The 16523-nt window shown below is 67.2% G+C and carries 16 protein-coding genes and 1 tRNA gene; 10 read left to right on the top strand and 7 right to left on the bottom strand.

Annotated elements, in window-relative coordinates; genetic code table 11:
• From FHT19_RS13200 to FHT19_RS13185, 4 genes are all read left to right on the top strand, one after another.
• Positions 1 to 3627 (top strand): cellulose biosynthesis protein BcsC, encoded by a 3627-nt coding sequence (locus FHT19_RS13200; RefSeq protein WP_246866076.1) that lies wholly within the window; start codon positions 1 to 3, stop codon positions 3625 to 3627.
• Positions 3624 to 4091, top strand: coding sequence for a hypothetical protein (locus tag FHT19_RS13195; protein ID WP_168555975.1), 468 nt, complete (start codon positions 3624 to 3626; stop codon positions 4089 to 4091). Before FHT19_RS13200 ends, FHT19_RS13195 begins: the two co-directional genes overlap by 4 nt.
• Complete coding sequence (locus FHT19_RS13190) at positions 4081 to 5136, top strand: glycosyl hydrolase family 8 (RefSeq protein ID WP_169475539.1); 1056 nt, start codon at positions 4081 to 4083, stop codon at positions 5134 to 5136. The genes FHT19_RS13195 and FHT19_RS13190 overlap by 11 nt, the downstream gene beginning before the upstream one ends.
• Before the next feature lie 108 nt (positions 5137 to 5244).
• Positions 5245 to 6132 carry an LOG family protein gene (locus tag FHT19_RS13185; RefSeq protein ID WP_168555977.1) on the top strand — a complete coding sequence of 296 codons (888 nt, stop codon included), beginning with the start codon at positions 5245 to 5247 and terminating at the stop codon, positions 6130 to 6132.
• 124 nt (positions 6133 to 6256) lie between these two features.
• On the opposite strand, the gene thiD is transcribed toward FHT19_RS13185, so the two are convergent.
• The 6 genes from thiD to ftsE are packed head-to-tail and all read right to left on the bottom strand — an operon-like array spanning position 6257 to position 11303.
• The gene (thiD, locus tag FHT19_RS13180) at positions 6257 to 7009 is read right to left on the bottom strand and encodes a bifunctional hydroxymethylpyrimidine kinase/phosphomethylpyrimidine kinase (RefSeq protein WP_169475538.1); all 753 of its coding nucleotides are present in this window, start codon (positions 7007 to 7009) and stop codon (positions 6257 to 6259) included.
• 10 nt (positions 7010 to 7019) lie between these two features.
• Complete coding sequence (locus tag FHT19_RS13175; protein WP_169475537.1) at positions 7020 to 8291, bottom strand: divalent metal cation transporter; 1272 nt, start codon at positions 8289 to 8291, stop codon at positions 7020 to 7022.
• Positions 8288 to 8992 carry a lysophospholipid acyltransferase family protein gene (locus FHT19_RS13170; protein WP_248290457.1) on the bottom strand — a complete coding sequence of 235 codons (705 nt, stop codon included), beginning with the start codon at positions 8990 to 8992 and terminating at the stop codon, positions 8288 to 8290. Before FHT19_RS13170 ends, FHT19_RS13175 begins: the two co-directional genes overlap by 4 nt.
• Positions 8993 to 8999: 7 nt before the next feature.
• Complete coding sequence (locus tag FHT19_RS13165; protein WP_168555981.1) at positions 9000 to 9551, bottom strand: YdcF family protein; 552 nt, start codon at positions 9549 to 9551, stop codon at positions 9000 to 9002.
• A 46-nt stretch (positions 9552 to 9597) separates the two neighbouring features.
• Positions 9598 to 10527: a cell division protein gene (locus FHT19_RS13160; RefSeq protein ID WP_169475535.1), complete on the bottom strand. Its 930-nt coding sequence runs from the start codon at positions 10525 to 10527 to the stop codon at positions 9598 to 9600.
• A complete protein-coding gene (gene ftsE / locus FHT19_RS13155; protein ID WP_168555983.1) occupies positions 10524 to 11303 on the bottom strand; it encodes a cell division ATP-binding protein FtsE in 780 nt (259 codons plus the stop codon). Before ftsE ends, FHT19_RS13160 begins: the two co-directional genes overlap by 4 nt.
• A gap of 210 nt (positions 11304 to 11513) precedes the next feature.
• Between ftsE and FHT19_RS13150 the strand changes: the two genes are divergently transcribed.
• Both FHT19_RS13150 and FHT19_RS13145 read left to right on the top strand, forming a co-directional pair.
• Entirely contained in the window at positions 11514 to 12344 is an 831-nt protein-coding gene (locus FHT19_RS13150) for an MJ0042-type zinc finger domain-containing protein (RefSeq protein ID WP_169475534.1), read from the top strand.
• A gap of 127 nt (positions 12345 to 12471) precedes the next feature.
• Positions 12472 to 12558: transfer RNA gene (locus tag FHT19_RS13145), tRNA-Leu, on the top strand.
• A gap of 207 nt (positions 12559 to 12765) precedes the next feature.
• Here the strand turns inward: FHT19_RS13145 and FHT19_RS13140 are convergent.
• Complete coding sequence (locus FHT19_RS13140; RefSeq protein WP_169475533.1) at positions 12766 to 13053, bottom strand: hypothetical protein; 288 nt, start codon at positions 13051 to 13053, stop codon at positions 12766 to 12768.
• A gap of 370 nt (positions 13054 to 13423) precedes the next feature.
• Between FHT19_RS13140 and FHT19_RS13135 the strand changes: the two genes are divergently transcribed.
• Genes FHT19_RS13135 through FHT19_RS13120 form a run of 4 tightly spaced genes read left to right on the top strand, consistent with a single transcriptional unit; the run spans position 13424 to position 16500 of the window.
• On the top strand, positions 13424 to 14410 hold the full coding sequence (locus FHT19_RS13135) for an SPFH domain-containing protein (RefSeq protein ID WP_168555985.1): 987 nt from the start codon (positions 13424 to 13426) through the stop codon (positions 14408 to 14410).
• A 20-nt stretch (positions 14411 to 14430) separates the two neighbouring features.
• Positions 14431 to 15099: a DUF4178 domain-containing protein gene (locus tag FHT19_RS13130; RefSeq protein WP_169475532.1), complete on the top strand. Its 669-nt coding sequence runs from the start codon at positions 14431 to 14433 to the stop codon at positions 15097 to 15099.
• Positions 15096 to 16355, top strand: a complete 1260-nt coding sequence (locus FHT19_RS13125; protein WP_169475531.1) for a DUF4178 domain-containing protein — start codon at positions 15096 to 15098, stop codon at positions 16353 to 16355. Before FHT19_RS13130 ends, FHT19_RS13125 begins: the two co-directional genes overlap by 4 nt.
• A gap of 1 nt (position 16356) precedes the next feature.
• On the top strand, positions 16357 to 16500 hold the full coding sequence (locus tag FHT19_RS13120) for a hypothetical protein (protein ID WP_169475530.1): 144 nt from the start codon (positions 16357 to 16359) through the stop codon (positions 16498 to 16500).
• Positions 16501 to 16523 lie beyond the last annotated feature (23 nt).

The raw sequence follows: 16523 nt of genomic DNA, 5'->3' as shown, positions 1-16523 counted from the left end.
ATGTCCGCCGCCAACGCTTTCCCCCGTGCCGCTGTTGCCGTCATGCTGGCCTCTGTCGCTCCGCTCGCGGTGCCCCAGGTGGCCTTTGCCGAAGTGCCCGGGGTCAAGGCCCTGATCGCGCAGGGGCTCTATTGGAAAGCCAAGGGGCGGCAGGATCTGGCCGAGCAGGCCTTGCGCCGGGCGCTGGCGCTCGATCCCGGCAATGCCGAGGCACGCCGCGCGCTGGCAGGCGGCGCGCCGGCACCGGCAGCCGCGCCGGCGAAAGTGGCCGCAGCGCCCAAGGCCGCGCCGGCCAAGCCGGCCCCGCGCCCGGCGCCTCGCCCGGCCGTGGCCCGCGCCGCGCCACAGCCTGCCCCCCGCCCGGCGCCCGTGGCCCAGGCCGCGCCTGCCCCGCGCCAGCGCGCCGCCGACGCTGCGGGCAAGCAGCGCATGGCCGGGTTCGACGCGCTGGACGACAACAACCTGGATGCCGCCGCCAGCCGCTTCCAAAAGGCATTGGGCGTAAACCGCAACGACGGCGATGCGCTGGGTGGCCTTGGCATCGTGCGCCTGCGGCAAAGCCGTTTTGCCGAAGCGCGCGATCTGCTCGAACAGGCTTCGCGCCAGCCCAATCCGGGCCGCTGGGCCGAAGCGCTGGCGGCCGCGCGGTTCTATGCCGGGATGGACGAAGCGCGCACCCTGCTGGCGCGCGGGCAGACCGACCAGGCCCAGGCTACGGCCGAAGCGCTGGTGCGCTCGGGCTTTGCCCAGACCGGGCCGGCGCTGGAACTGCTGGCCGATATCTATGAACGCCAGGGCCGTTTTGCCGACGCGGCCGATTTCTATCGCCAGGCCGCCGAAACCGCCGGCGCGCAGACCGACCAGCGCCTGCAAAGCCGCGCCGCGCGTGGCCGCGCGCTGGCCGCCGTGGCGCGGGGCGATGATCTGACCGCCGAGCAGGAATTCCAGGGCGGGCTGATGCTGGATCAAACCGATCCGTGGATCCGCTATGAATTCGCGCGCTTCCTGATCCGCCATGGCCGCAGCATCGAGGCGGAATCGCTGATCGGCACGCTGACCCAGGCGAGCGATCCCGATGCGCTTTACGCCGCCGCGCTGATCGATGCCGATCTGGGCCGCAATGCCGCGGCCGAAGCCCTGATCGATCGCGTGCCCGAAACCCAGCGCACCCCGGCGATGCGCAACTTTGCCCTGGGCATCAAGACCGATAGCGCGATCGAACGGGCCAAGGCGATGGCCGCGAACGGCCAGCGCGACCAGGCGATTGCCGCGTTGCGCCAGCTTGGCGCAATCAAGACTCTGCCCGCCGCGCGCCGCGCCGCGATTGCCAGCGCGCTGTTCGACCTGGGCGATGGTGTGGGCGCCGGGCAGTTTGCCCAGCAGGCGATGAGCGGCGATATCGGCGACCTGGATGGTTATGACGCGGTGGTGCGCGTGCTGGCCAAGACCGGGCGCGACGACCTGGCCCGCGCCGCGCTGCAAAAGGCCGCGACGCTGGGCAATACCTCGCCCGAAGGACAACGCACGCTGGCGCGCATGTCGGCGGGCCTGGCGGTGGGGCAGGCCGATCGCCTGCGCCTCAACGGCCAATATGCCCAGGCGTTCGACGTGCTGCGCGGGGCCTGGGGCTCTGCGCCCGATAGCCTGGAAATCCTCTCGGCCCTGGCGCGGCTCTATCAATCGGGCGGCATGTCCGCGCGCGCCGCGCAGACGTTCCAGATCGTGCTGACGCGCGACGGGCGCAACCGCGACGCGCTGCTTGGGCTGGCGCAGACCGCGCAGGCCGCCGGCGACAAGGATCTTTCGCAAAGCGCGGCAACCCGCGCGCTCCAGGCCTTTCCCCAGGACTACCAGGTGCGGCTGACACTGGCCCAGGTGGCCCAGGCGCGCGGCGATCGCAGCACGGCGGTGCGCCTGTTGAAAGAGGCCCGCGCGCTTTATGCCCGGCAAACCGGCAGCAACGGCATCGATGCCTTTGGCGGCAATCCCTTTGCCGCCGATCCCATGGGCGTGGCGAGCGGGAACCCGTTCCGCGACCAGCCGGCCGCGCAGCCCCAGCCGCAGATCAATCCCTTTGCCCTGGGGGGCGGCACCCGCCTGCCCACGGCGCAAGTCGTGCCGATGACGGGCGGCTTTGGCGGCGCTCCGGCCTATGCCGCACCGGCCAGCTTCGGCGCGCCCGCCTATGGCGCCGCGCCGGGCCTGGGCACGGCAACCGCCTATGCGGCGCCGGGCTATGCCGGTGGCGCAGGGCAGGGTGGCAACGCGCGATCGGTGATGGATGGCGGCAACAGCGGCGGCGGCTATGCGGCGTCTGGCGGCTATGCCGCGCCGTCTGCCTATGCTGGTCAAAGTGCACTGCCGGCGCCGGCCTTTGGCGCCCCGGCGTTCGGCACGGCCCCGGCGCCGGCCGCTTCGCCGTTCGGTGATGCGGCAGCGCCGCTCGCTGGCGGTGGCCCGGTCGATCCGGTCATGGCCAAGATTTCGGGCGACATTGCCCAACTCACCCGCGAAAGCGGCCCGCGCATCGACCTGGGCACGTCGTACCGCGAGCGCAAGGGCGAGACCGGGCTATCGCAATTGAGCGACCTGCGCGGATCGGCCGAGATTTCCACCGGCCTTGCCGGTGGCCGCGTGCGCGCCCGCGCCGAAGCGGTGGTGATCGATTCTGGCCGGCCGACCGGATCGGGCCTGGCGCGCTTTGGCACCAATGCCACGATCGAGGCGCAGGCGATCGTCGACCAGAAGGCTTCGGCCCTGGTCCAGGCCGAGACCCAGCACCAGTCGGGCCTGGCCTTGAGCGCCGGCTATGACAGCAGCGTTGTGCATGCCGATGTCGGCACCACGCCGATCGGCATGGGCAAGACGCAAGTGTCGTTCCACGCCGGGGTCACGCCCAGCCTGGGCAACGGCACGCAGGCGCAGGCCTGGGTGGAACGCCGCCCGGTGACGGACAGCGTGATTTCCTATGCCGGCACCCGCGATCCGGTTTCCGGGGAGACTTGGGGCCAGGTCATGCGGCTGGGTGGCGGCGCCGGGCTTTCGGTCGATCGCAATGGCAGCGGTGCCTATGGCACCGTGGCCTACAACCGCTACCGCGGCACCAACGTGCGCAAGAACCACGGCGTCGAAGCCAATGTCGGCGGCTATCTGCGGGTCTATCGCACCGAACATTCGGCGCTGACCAGCGGGATCAACGTCAACTACCAGTCCTATGACAACCCGCAGAACTACTTCACCTATGGCCATGGCGGCTATTTCAGCCCGCAGAGCTTCCTCTCTGTCAGCTTCCCGGTGCGCTACAGCCTGGACAAGGACCAGTTGAGCCTGCGGGCGGCGGTGACCCCGGGCTATCAGAGCTACAGCCAGAAGGACGCTGCGCTCTATCCCACCGACGATACCCGCCAGGGCCAGCTCAACGTGCTCAAGTCGCAGGATAGCGACGTGCGTGCCCGCTATGACAGCCTGAGCAAGACCGGCTTTGCCCTCTCGGCCGAGGGCTCGCTCTATTACCAGATCAGCCCCTCCACCCGGATCGGGGGAGAGGCCAGTTACAACACCTTTGGCAGCTATGACGAGCTTCGCTCGACCATCGGCATCCGCCAGAGTTTGGGAGCAACCAAATGATGTTTGAGGACCCAAAGACACCGCGCGTGTCGAGCGCGTTTCGCGCCACACCGCCCGCCGGCGCCAGTTTCCTGGTGGCCATGATCGCCCGCGAACTTTCCAGCGCTGCCACCGAAGAGCAGAGCCACGGCTTTTACGTGGCCGTGGGCAAGCGCATCGCGGCGGTCGTACCGCTTGATGACGTGGAAGACCTGGGCACGATGACCACGCGCATCAACGCGCTGTGGGCAACGCTTGGCTGGGGCAGCGCGGTGGTGACGGTCGAGGACAGCGCGCTCGTGGTGCGCCAGGAAGGGCTCTATCCCGAAACCGAAGCCGAGATCGCCGACCCATGGAAGGCGCTGCTGCCGCCCTTGATGGAAGGCACCTATGACACGTGGTTCCGCATGATGGGCAGCAGCCATGCGCTGGCGACCACGGCGGAATGGAAAGGGCAGACGCTTGAAATCCGGCATGGTCGTTAAGTCTGTTGGTGCGGGCGCCAGTGATGCCAAGACTGGTGGTGAGATCAATCGGCGCGGGTTCGGTTTCGGATTGTTGGTGGCGCTGACGGCAGCTTGTGCGCCGGGACGGCAAAGCAAGGCCATGGGCAGCAACAGCGACTGGGATACGTTCAAGGCCCGCTTTCTCGATCCCTCGGGCCGGATCGTCGATCCGCAGAACGGCGGCATCAGCCACAGCGAGGGGCAGAGCTATGGCTTGGTGCTCGCGCTGGAGGCAGGCGATCGCGCCGCATTCGAGCTGATCGCGGATTGGACGAACGACAATTTGCTGCGCAGCGACGTGGCGCTGCATGCGTGGAAATACGATCCCAACAGCCCCGATCGCGTGCCCGATCGCAACAATGCCGCCGATGGCGACATCCTGATCGCCTGGGCCCTGCAGCGCGCCGCGCAGCATTGGGGCGTGGCCGAATGGCGCGCGCGCTCGACCGCAATCCGCGCGGCGATCCGCCAGCGCCTGGTGGTCGATCGCTTTGGCATGAAGCTGTTGCTGCCGGGGCTGGAAGGCTTTCAGGAAAACGGCCGGGTGATCGTGAACCCGTCGTATTTCATCTGGCCCGCGTTCCGCAGCTTTGCGCAGTGGGATGGGCCCGGCGTGTGGCAGCAATTGTCAGACGATGCCACCACGATCGTGGCAGGCGCGCGCTTTGGCCAATATGGCCTGCCCGCCGATTGGGTGGAAGTGGCCGGTCCCGGCCAGTTCGCGCTGGCACCCGGCCACGATCCGCGCTTCGGCTTCGATGCCATTCGCGTGCCGCTCTATGCCCTGGCCGGCAACCGCGCCAGCCTGGCCAAGCCGGTGGCCGATTTCTGGCGGCAATGCCTGGCCCAGGGTCAGCCCATTCCCGCCTGGATCGATCTCAACACCGGAGAGCGCGCGCCCTATGCCATTTCCAACGGCGGTGCGGCGATTGCCGCCAAGCTGATCGGCACCCAGCCGCCGCTGGGCCTGGCGCAGGAGTATTACGGCGCTGCCTTGCAGATGCTGGTCGGCGCCTTGGTCTGATCGTGGCCCGGTGGGCAACCGTGGCCCCGGTTTCAGCAAAGATAACAACATCTGAAACTATTGCGGATGGGCTTGCCAAGCGGCGCGGGCAAGCCCACCTTGCGGCAAATGACCGAAGAAGAAATCAATCGCCAGCTCGTCAATCGTAAGTTTTACAAGGCCGAGCAGGAAGCCGGGTTCGCGCAAAGCCACCCCAAGATCACCCCACAGCAGCAAGATCCGGCCTATCGCCTGGCCTTTGGCGATACCGATTTCCTCCTGCGCGAGGAGCTGCGCCCGGTGCGGTTCCAGCTGGAACTGCTCAAGGCCGAAATGCTGCTGGAAGAGGCCGACATCGGCTCGACCCTGGTGATGTACGGTTCGGCCCGCATCCCGGCGCCCGAAGCGGCCGAAGCCGCGCTCGCCACGGCCACCACGCCCGAACGCAAGGCCGTGATCGAGCGGCTGGTGGCCAAGTCGAAGTATTACGAAGAGGCGCGCAAGCTCGCGCGCTATGCCTCCACCTGCGGTGTGGTGGAGGAAGGCAAGCGCCAGTTCGTGGTCTGCTCGGGCGGTGGCCCCTCGATCATGGAAGCGGCCAATCGCGGCGCGGTGGACGTGGGGGCGGATTCGATCGGCCTCAACATCGTGCTGCCGCACGAACAGGCGCCCAACCCCTATGTGACCCCGCACCTCTCGTTCCAGTTCCACTATTTCGCGCTGCGCAAGATGCACTTCCTGATGCGTGCGCGGGCCGTGGCGGTGTTCCCCGGCGGGTTCGGCACCTTCGACGAATTCTTCGAACTGCTCACCCTGATCCAGACCGGCAAGATGAAGCCCATTCCGGTGCTGCTGTTCGGGGCGGACTATTGGAACAAGGTGATCAACTTCCGCGCCATTGCCGAGGAAGGGGTAATCAATTTCGAGGATCTCGACCTGTTCAAGCCGGTGGAAACCGCCGAGGAAGCCTGGGCCGAGATCGTCAAGTTCTATGAACTGGATTGCGGCGGGGAGTAAGGCCTGAGCCCCTCCACCACCCGGTGCGCCGGCGGCCTCCCTCCCCATTGCATGGGGAGGATCGGGAAGGTCTTCCTCGCCTGGCGGGGAGGCGGCCGCCGGCAGGCTGGTGGAGGGGCCGCCTTTACAGACGCACCGCGTAATGCCCCATCGGCCCATGCCCGCCGCCCAGGCCGGGCGCAGCCAGCAGGGCGGCGCGCACGAAGGCGCGGGCGCGCTCCACCGCCTGTTCCAGCGATGCACCGCGCCCCAGTTCGGTGGCAATCGCGCTCGATAGCGTGCAGCCGGTGCCATGGCTGTGGCGCGTGGCGATGCGCGGGGCGTGCCACAGGCGGGGCGAGGCGCCCGGCACCACCAGCCGGTCTTCCACCACCGGCCCGGTGGCATCGCCGCCCTTGGCCAGATAGGCAATGCCGCGCGCGGCCATCGCGGCGTCTCCGCCCAGGGCGGCAAGCTCGGGCACGTTGGGCGTGGTCAGCGTGGCCAGCGCCATCAGCCGTTCGAACCCGGCGATGGTGGCCGCGTCAGCCAGCGCAGCGCCGCTGGTGGCGATCATCACCGGATCGAACACGATCGGCACGCGCAAGGCTTCCAGGCGATCGGCCACCACGGCGGCAATGGCGGGCGAGCCGAGCATGCCGATCTTGACGGCATCGACGCCGATATCGGCCACGCAGGCATCGATCTGCGCTGCGACCATTTCGGGCGCCACCGCCACCACCGCGCTGACCCCCAGGGTGTTCTGCGCGGTCAGCGCGCAGATCGCCGTCATGGCAAAGCCGCCCAGCATGGTGATGGTCTTGATATCGGCCTGGATGCCGGCACCGCCACCCGAATCCGAACCGGCGATGGAGAGGATGCGTGGTGGCGTGGTCATCGTCCGTCTTTCAGGCCCACAGGAACAGCAGGGCCACCGCCGTCATCGCCGCCGTCGCCAACCAGCCCAGCGCGGCCAGGGCAGGGGAGATGACCAGGTGGCCCATGGCGCGCGGATTGCGCGCGATCAGCATGGTGACGACCATCAGCGGCGGGGCCAGCAACCCGTTGATCACCGCGGTCCAATAGAGCGCGCGCATCGGGTTGATGCCAAGGAAATTCATGCCCAGGCCGGCAAACGTCGCCAGCGCGATGGCCACATAGAATGCGCGCGCATCGCGCGGCGCCCGGTCCAGCCCTTCGTTCCAGCGCAGCGCCTCGCTCAGCGCGTAGGCGGCCGAGCCGGCCAGCACCGGCACCGCCAGCAGCCCCGTGCCGACGATGCCCAGTGCGAACAGGGCAAAGGCCAGATCGCCGGCAAAGGGGCGTAGCGCCATGGCCGCTTGATCGGCCGACGTGATGTCGAGAATGCCATGCGCGTGCAGCGTGACAGCGGTGGCGATGACGATGGCCTGCGCGGTCAGGTTGGAAAAGCCCATGCCCACCAGCGTATCGGTGCGGATGCGGCGCAGTTCCGGCCCGGCCTGGCGCGGCGCGAGATAAAGCGGGCGGACGTGGCGGCGGCGCTGCTCTTCCACTTCCTGCCCGGCCTGCCAGAAGAACAGGTAGGGGCTGATCGTGGTGCCCAGCAGCGCCACCAGGCCCATGGCGTGATCGTGGTCCAGCGCAAAGGCGGGCACGGCCATGCCGCGCAACACGGCGGGCCAATCCACCGGCGTGGCGCAGAGTACGGCTATATAGGCAAACAGCGAAAGCGTGGTCCACTTGAGCACGCCGGCATAGCGCGCATAGGGCACAAGCACTTCGAGCGCGACGCTGACCACGGCAAAGCCCAGGGTATAGAGCAAGAGCGGGCCGGGCAGCAGCAGGTGCACGGCCGCCGCCATCGCGCCCAGGTCTGCCCCCAGGTTGATCACGTTGGCCACCAGCAGCAAGGCGACCATGCCGCGCAGCAGCCACGGCGAATAGTGGCGGCGCAGGTTGGTGGCGATGCCCCGCCCGGTGGTGGCGCCGATGCGGGCACAGATCGCCTGGATCGCGGCGAGCAGCGGAAAGGCAAAGACCATAGCCCACGACAGCGAAAAGCCGAACTGCGCGCCGACCTGGCTGTAAGTGCCGATGCCGCTGGGATCGTCGTCGGCCGCCCCGGTGACAAGGCCCGGTCCCAGCGCGGAAAAGATCGAGCCGCCTTTCCGCGTTTCCTGGGCGGGCGGTTCGGTCATGGCGTGGGGGCGGTGATCGCGTCGAGCACGCGGGCCTCGATCTCGTCACGCGGCAGGCCGGCGGGGATCGTCTCGCCAATGACATAGCGGATCGTGCCGGGCCGCTTCCACACCCGGTGGTAAAGCGCCCCGCTGTGGACCGCGACGGGCACCACCGGCAATGACAGGAGCTTGTACAGTCCGGCAAAGCCCGATTGCAGCGGCACGCGCTGGCCCACCGGCACGCGGGTGCCTTCGGGAAAGATCACCAGCGGGCGCCCTTCGGCCAGGCGCGCGCGAGCGTGGCTGAGCATGGTGCGCAGCGTCTTGGCGCCAGCCTCGCGCTCCACCCCGATCAGGCCATAGGCCCAGCCGGCGCGCCCCCACACGGGAATGCGCATCAACTCGATCTTGGCAAAGATGCAGGGGCGGTGCAGCACCTGGGGCAAATCGATCGCCTCGAAAAAGCTTTCATGGCGCAGGGCATAGAACACCCCTTCCTGGGGCGGCGTGCCCACCACTTCCACCTTGATGCCCAGCACATCGCGCACCAACGCGCGATGCACCATGGTCCAGGCCTGAACCATCGCCGGCACGCCGCGCGGCGCCAGCCACAGCACCACGATCATCACCAGCAGCAGCGCCACGGTGAAGCCATAGAACAGAATGTAGAAGATCACGCTGCGCGCGATTTCGGCCAAAGTCGGGGGATTTTCGTCCACGCGTTCGTCACCATCCCGCCAGCCACGCCACCATGCGGGCCAGCAGCTTGTTGTATTCCAGGAACAGGATCTTGAGGCTGGGGCGCGATGGCACGGCATCGCGCACGATCACCAGCCCCTTGGGCGCCACCACCCACAGATCGAACGTGGCGCGGCGCATGTGCCAATCGGTGGTGACCAGCCGCACCGAGCGGATCTTGGCCTTCGCGATCCAGTCGGCTGCCTCGCGCGCGTTGGATCGGGTATCCACCGAATCGAAGCCCAGCGTGATGCAGCAGGCAAGCTGCGCGGGATCGACCTTGTATTCGGCGGCGAATTCGCCGGGCCGCACCTGGCGGTCCACGCCGCTGACCAGCATGGTCTGTGCCTTGCCGGCGTGCAGCATGGCCAGCGCGCGGGGGATGCGCCCGCCGCCGCCGGTCAACACGACGATGCCGTCGGTGCGCACGCTGTCGCTGGCCGGCTGGGGCAGGAACCAGGCAAACCACAGGAAGCCCAGCACCCACACCAGCAGCAGCGCCGAACCGATCCGGCGGAAAAGGCCCCGTGGCTTTCTCATGACGCAACTGTTCTCATGGGGGTGGGGTATCGCATGGCCATGGGCGTTATACCATGCGCCGCAGGGCAGAGAGCACGGTAAGCCGCGCGGTAACCATCACCAGCAGCACGCCGGCGATGGGAATGCCGGCCAGCACCACCCAATCGGTCCAGGCGAGCGAGCCTTGGGCGACCATGCCCGATCCCAGCGCGGCAAACTGCCGGCCCAGGCCCAGTACCGTGATCACCCCCGCAAGCAGGCCCACCACGCCGCCCATCGCCGCGTCCGTGGCCATCGAGCGCTGGAACACGCGGGCGATCTGCACATCGGTGGCGCCCAGCATGTGCACGATCTCGATCGTTTCGCGATGGGTGCCCAGCGCATTGCGCGCGGCCAGCAGCACCGCCGATACCGTGGCAAAGGCAAACAGCGCGATCAGGCCGCCCGCTGCCCATTGCAGCGCGCCGATCGCGCGGAACACCGGGGCCAGCCAACTGGATTGGGCATCGACCCGCGCGGCGGGCGCCTTGGCCACCACCGCCGTGCGCAACGCGGTGAGCCGGGGCGGGGTGGCAGCGCCCGCCAGGCGCACGTCGATCAGCGCGGGGATCGGCAGGTCGTCGAGGTCATCGCCGGTGCGCGTGCCCAGCCACGGTTCGACCAGCGCATTGAGCTGGTCTTGCGGCACAGCCGCGGCGCTGAGCACGCCGGGCGCACGGGACAGCACGGCGAGGGCCGCTTCGGCTTGGCGTTGCCGCTCGGCCGGGGCGGCCGAGACGATCTGGACCGTGACCCCGCCTTCCAGGTCGGCGCTGGCCGCCTGTGCGGCATGGCGCAGGGCCAGCGCGCTGGCAGCGGCCACCACGGTCAGCGCGATCATGATGGCAATCACCCAAGGCATCGGCCCGGACAGGCGCGCTTCGGGCAGCAGCGGGGATTCGCCCTCGCCGCCCCAGGCGCGCAGCGTGCGGGGCAGGGACGCAGCCAGGCGCTTCATGGCAGGAGGTTCCCGCCCGCGGGACCGGGGCCGATCAGGCTGTCGGGCGCGCTTCCTCCCTCGATCGGGCGGCGCGGGGGATAGCGCAGCGCGCCGGTGGGGTCGGCCAGCTTGCCCTTGTCCAGCCGCATGATCAGCGAATCAGGCACTTTGCGGATCAGGTGCAGATCGTGGGTGGCCACCACCACGGTCGTGCCCAGGCGATTGAGGCTTTCGAACAGGCGCAGCAACTTGATTGCCATGTCCGGGTCCACGTTGCCGGTCGGCTCGTCGGCCACCAGGATGTCGGGGCGGGCGATCACGGCGCGGGCGATGGCCACGCGCTGCTGTTCCCCGCCCGAAAGCGTGGCGGGGCGCGCCTGGAAACGGTCGCCCAATCCCACCCATTCCAGCATGTCGGACACCGGCTTGGCGATGTCCTTTTCGCTTTGCCCGGCCACGCGCAGCGGCAGGGCGACGTTGTCCCATGCCGAAAGATGCGGCACCAGGCGGAAGTCCTGGAACACCACGCCGATGCGGCGGCGAAAGCCGGGCAGGCGTTCGCGCGGCAGCGTGATGGCATCGGTGCCGAACATGCGGATCAGCCCGCGCGAGGGGCGCCCGGCCAGGTAGAGCAGCTTGAGCAGGCTGGTCTTGCCCGCGCCGCTGGCGCCGGTGAGGAAATAGAAGCAGCCTGGGTAAAGCGTGAACGAAACGTCGGCCAGCACTTCGCGGCCGGCACCATACCGCAGCCCGACATTGTCGAACTGGACAATCTCGGCGGCGGGTTGGTTCATGGAAGTAAGGTCAAGCCCCGTTCGCGTGTTTGGTCGATCGCCAGCGGCGCAGACCATGCCGGCGCACTCGCCGATTGGCAATGTGCCGCAGCTGCGCGATTGGCAATAGGGCCTATACGCGTCAATGCATGTGGAAAAAAGGGCGCATGGGCGTTTTGCCCCCTTGCTCCCTATTGTTTCAGCCCCTCTCGCCATGCTTAGACCGTTCCCATGATAATCGCCTGTCCCGCCTGTGCGACGCGCTATGTCGTTCCCGACAGTGCGATCGGTGTGGACGGCCGCACCGTGCGCTGTGCCAAGTGCCGGCACAGCTGGTTCCAGGCCGGCCCAGAACTGCCCGCGCGCCCGTCGCCCGATGCCCCCCCTGCATCATCCGGGCCTGCATCATCCGGGGCGGGGTCGCCCGCAGCCGCGCCGGCCGAACGGCCCGCCCCGGCGCCCCGGACAGAGCCTGTGGCGCCAGCGCCGGCACCGGCAGCCGCGCCACCGCCCGCTGCCGAAACACCGCCGGCCCCCGCGCCCCGTGCCGAACCGCCGCGCCAGCCCGCGCCACCGGCCAGCGAATTCGTATCGCCGGTGTCCAGCTTCGAGCACGAGCCTCCGTTCCGCCCGCGCCGCAATCCGGCGCGGCTGTGGACGGCGGCCGGCGTCACCTTTGCCCTGGCTGTGGCGGCGATGATCGGCCTGGTGTCCTGGCTGGGCCTGCCCGATTGGCTGCCGGTCAACCGCCCCACGTTCGGCAATGGCAGTCCCGACCTGGTGCTGTCGTTCCCGCCCGCGCGGCAGGACCGGCGCACGCTGCCCAACGGCACGGCCTATTTCGGTGCCAGCGGCACGGTGACCAACGTGGGCAAGGACCTGCGCGAAGTGCCGCCGATCCTGATCGTGCTGCGCGATGCGCAAAACCGCGTGGTCTATACCTGGGATGTCGCTCCGCCCAAGGACAAGCTGCGCCCGGGCGAAAGCGTGACCATCAACGAAGCGGTGACCGACGTGCCCAAGAGCGCCAAGTCGGCCGAAATCGGCTGGAAGCCCGAATAAGCCCGAACCAAGCGCGCCCTGGGGATAAAAAAGTGTTCGCCCCTGTTGCAGGCCCCCAAATCCCCTGCTAGGGGCGCGCTCCTACCCCGACGGGATCTGGCCCCAGGCCATGCCCCGGATGCGATATGCGGTCGTGGCGGAATTGGTAGACGCGCAACGTTGAGGTCGTTGTGGGCGAAAGCCCGTGGAAGTTCGAGTCTTCTCGACCGCACCAGCACCCATCCCAGGGCTGCTCATGAAATCTCCAAATGGCTGAAAACAGCCATTTCTTGCCTCACCGCAACCCATCATGTATCCTCCCAGCGCCCGCAAAACGGGGGGCAGACGGGGGACTGAAACCGCCCCGCTTCTCCCCGCTGAGGAAAGGATTTGTGCAGCAGCGCATTGCTGCGCGCCGCGAGGGCCGGCCAAGAACCTGGTATCAATTCAGCCGATCAGTCCAGCAACCGCGGCCTCTCGCACAGCTTCGACGATGGCGTCGGTCGTCATGCGCAGGCGCGGAACCAGGGTGGGTGACGCGATCCAACAGCGCGTGGATCGGCAGGTGACCGGCCACAAGTTCTTCCAGGACCGAGACGAGACTGCCATCGGCAATCGCACCGCGGGCAAGCCAATATGGGACCAGCCCCAATCCCTGCCCGGCGCGGATCGTCGAAGGCGTCAGAAGACTGCCGTCGAGCACCATTTTCGGTTCTAGCTGGATCGTCATGAGACCACGGCGCCAAGGCGGCGGGCGATAATCCTCGGAATTTCCGGCAATTCGCCGATCTGCACCACGAGATCGATATTGTCCTTGGCAAGATAAAGGCGGGCACGATCACATGCGTGCCTAGCAAGGAGGGGAGGGGCGACGCGAGAGCGCCTACGATCACTGGCAAAGGCTGTGCCTCGTCCAACGACCGGCACATGTCTCGGAACAGGCGCACGCCGCGCTGTTCCCGCGCGACATGTTCAGCGACAGGTTGCCTGCCAGGGCCAGACACCCGCTTAAGCCCGCCCTGCTTCGCACCGCACCGGCAAAGCATTGCCGGTGCGGTAGTATGTTGTAGGATACGCGAGTAGCCGACCGGCAGGTGACCATGTTCGATTTCCTGAAGAAGCAATTCGTCGATATCATCGAGTGGCTGGAAGAGCCCGGCCAGTTGGCCTGGCGTGTGCCTTTTGCGGATCAAGAGATCCAGCATGGCGCGCAGTTGACGGTGCGTGAGGGGCAAATCGCCGCGTTCGTCAACGAAGGCCGGATGGCCGACTACTTCGGGCCCGGCCTGCACACCTTGGAAACCGCCAACCTGCCGTTGCTCTCGGACCTGATGAACTGGGACAAGGGCTTCCGTTCGCCCTTCAAGTCGGACGTCGTGTTTCTTTCGCTCAAGGAACAGCAAGGATTGAAGTGGGGCACGGCGCAGCCCATCACGGTCCGCGATACCGAGTTCGGCGCGCTGCGGCTGCGCGCGTTCGGCTCCTACTCGTTCCGCCTGAGCGAAGCTGCGCCTTTCGTATCGCGGGTGCTGGGCACCATGTCCGGGGTGACCGTCGCATCGCTCGAACCGCAGCTGCGGGCCGCGATCCAGACCGCGATTGCAACAGCGCTGGGCGGCAGCGGCATTGCCTTTCTCGATCTTGCAGCCAACCAGCAAGCACTGTCGGACAAGATCAAGGTCGAAGTCGACAAAGCATTCGCCCAGTGGGGCCTTACCTGCCTTTCGTTCTACGTCGAGAGTGTCTCGCTACCGGACGAAGTGCAGGCCCATCTCGACAAGGGCAGCTCCATGCGGGTGCTGGGCGATCTTGCCGCTTACACCCGCTTCCAGGCCGCCGAGGCGATCGAGCAGGCTGCGGGCAACGACGCCGGGATGGCTGGTATCGGCGCAGGCATGGCAGCGGCGACCGCCCTTGGCGGTGCGATGGCCCAGGGACTGGGCGCCACGCCGATGGGGCAGCCGGCCGCCGTGACCGAAGATCCCCTGGCGACAATCGAGAAGCTGCACCGCCTGGTCACCATCGGAGCCCTGAGCCAGGAAGAGTTCGACGCCAAGAAGGCCGAGCTGCTCAGCCGGATACGCTGAGCGTAATCGGGGCCGGATGAATGGAAAGCGTGAACTGTCCCTCATGTGAGGCTTTGCTTCCGCTGCGCGATCCGGGTTTGCCGTATTCGACCTGCAATTACTGCCAAAGCCTCGTCAGGCGGCGGGACGGCGCTGCCGAGGTTGTGGGAACGGTTGCCAGCCTACCCCTGGACGTTTCTCCGATACAGATCGGGACGACGTTCGCCCTTGATGGAAACAGCGCGGTGGCGGTTGGCCGTGTGCGCTGGGGCTGGCAGGATGGTTCCTGGAACGAATGGTTCCTGCGCGCCGACGATGGCCGGCATTACTGGCTGGGCGAGGCAATGGGCATGTATATGCTGACCAGCGAATACCCCGCCGTCCTGGCGGTGCCTGCCATCAAAAACTTCGCCGACGGCAATCCCTTTGCCCTGGGGGCTACCGTAAAGGCTGGCGGCAAGTGGCTCGAGGCAACAGACGTGAAGGAAGCATCCTGTCTTGGCAGCGAAGGCGATCTGCCTTTCGCGACGCTTCCGGGCCGGACCATGACCAACGTCGATTTCCGTAACGCCAACGGCGATGCGCTTTCGGTTCAGCGCGACGATGATGGCACGACGGCATGGCTCGGCCGCTGGAGTGATCTGGCAGGGTTGCAGCCGAAGAACCTACGCCGGATCGAAGGCTGGACCATGCCTGGAACGCTGGCATGACCCTGGCCCGAGCCGTCACTTGTCCGTCATGTGGCGGTTCGATCGAGGTGCGGGCTGCCGGCTACACCGTCACCCTCGCATGTCGCTATTGCGGATCGGTTCTCGACGTCGCCCACGAAGATGTCCGGCTGATCACCGCCTACAAGCGCGCCAACGCCAATTTTGCCATCGAACTTGGCACGCGTGGCACCTTATTCGATGTGGAGTGGGAAGCGATCGGGGCACTGCGCCGGCGGAGCCCGGGAGCGATCTGGCAGGAATACCTTCTCTTCAATCCCTACGCCGGATACCGCTGGTTGGTCGTTGCCGATGGCGAATGGCAATTCGGCACGATGCTGCTCCATCGGCCCGATGGCGCAGGGGCTTCGATCGAATGGCGGGGAAAGACCTACCAGCTCGATGACGATGCGACGGTCGAAACCACGACAGTCCTGGGCGAATTCTACTGGCGCGTGTCGCGAGGGGATCGCGTGCAATGCGCGACTTTCGCACGCGGCAGCAGCTTCCTGTCGCGTGAAGCCGCCACGGATGAGGTTACGTGGACACACCTCGTCCCGGTCGACCGGCGCCAGGTGGAGGAGGCATTCGCCGTCCGGCAGCGCTACAAGCCGAGGGCAGGCCTCAAGGCCATACCGGACGGCTTCTTCAAGGCCCCAGGCACGGGCGAAAACGACCTGCCAATGATGTTTCTGATGGCGCTGGGCGCGCTGCTCATGATCGGGATCGTCCAGGACCTGATGAGCCGGCCGCACCTGTGCGCCAACAATCGCTTCGATGTCGTTGTCGGCGCCGCTACCGCGACTCACAAGATCGGTACGATCGAGGTGACGCGCCCCTGGCAGTTCGTCACCATCCAGGCGGACAGCAATGACTTCAGCAACCGCTGGGTGGATCTCGACTACAGCCTGGTCAACCGCCGCACACAGCAGTCGATCGATGCCTATGGCATCGTGGAATACTATACCGGGTCCGACAGCGACGGTCCGTGGACCGAGGGCAGCCATCATGGCGAGACCCAGTTTGCCGGCGTTCCGCGCGGTAGCTACGATGTTTACGTTGATACCGGATCACATGGCTGGCCAACCGACCCGCCGGCAAATGCGACGGATCCCGACCACCCATGGAGTGCGCCGGATTCCATATCCATGTGGTTTAACGCCTGCACCGGCGGGCATTCGTGGGGCATGTTCTGGATTTTTGCGATCCTGCTGTTCGGCGCGCCTTGCCTGATCCTGTGGCGGAGGCACCGGGATTGAGATGAGCAAGCGCCTGATCTTCTTCTCCGCCTGGTGCGCCTTCCTGATCATTCTGGCGGGCATCGCGACGTGGTTCGCCTGGTCGCCTTTCTCCGACGACGAACGACCTGTCTCTACCGGCTATCGGGGCCCCACCCACAAGTAGTTCACCTTTCGCACGATGGAGTT

The organism is Novosphingobium sp. SG919, from assembly GCF_012932495.1.
GTDB classification, from domain to species: Bacteria; Pseudomonadota; Alphaproteobacteria; order Sphingomonadales; family Sphingomonadaceae; genus Novosphingobium; species Novosphingobium rhizosphaerae.
Note: the sequence above shows the minus strand (reverse complement) of the source record. Positions and strands in the feature narration are given on the sequence as shown.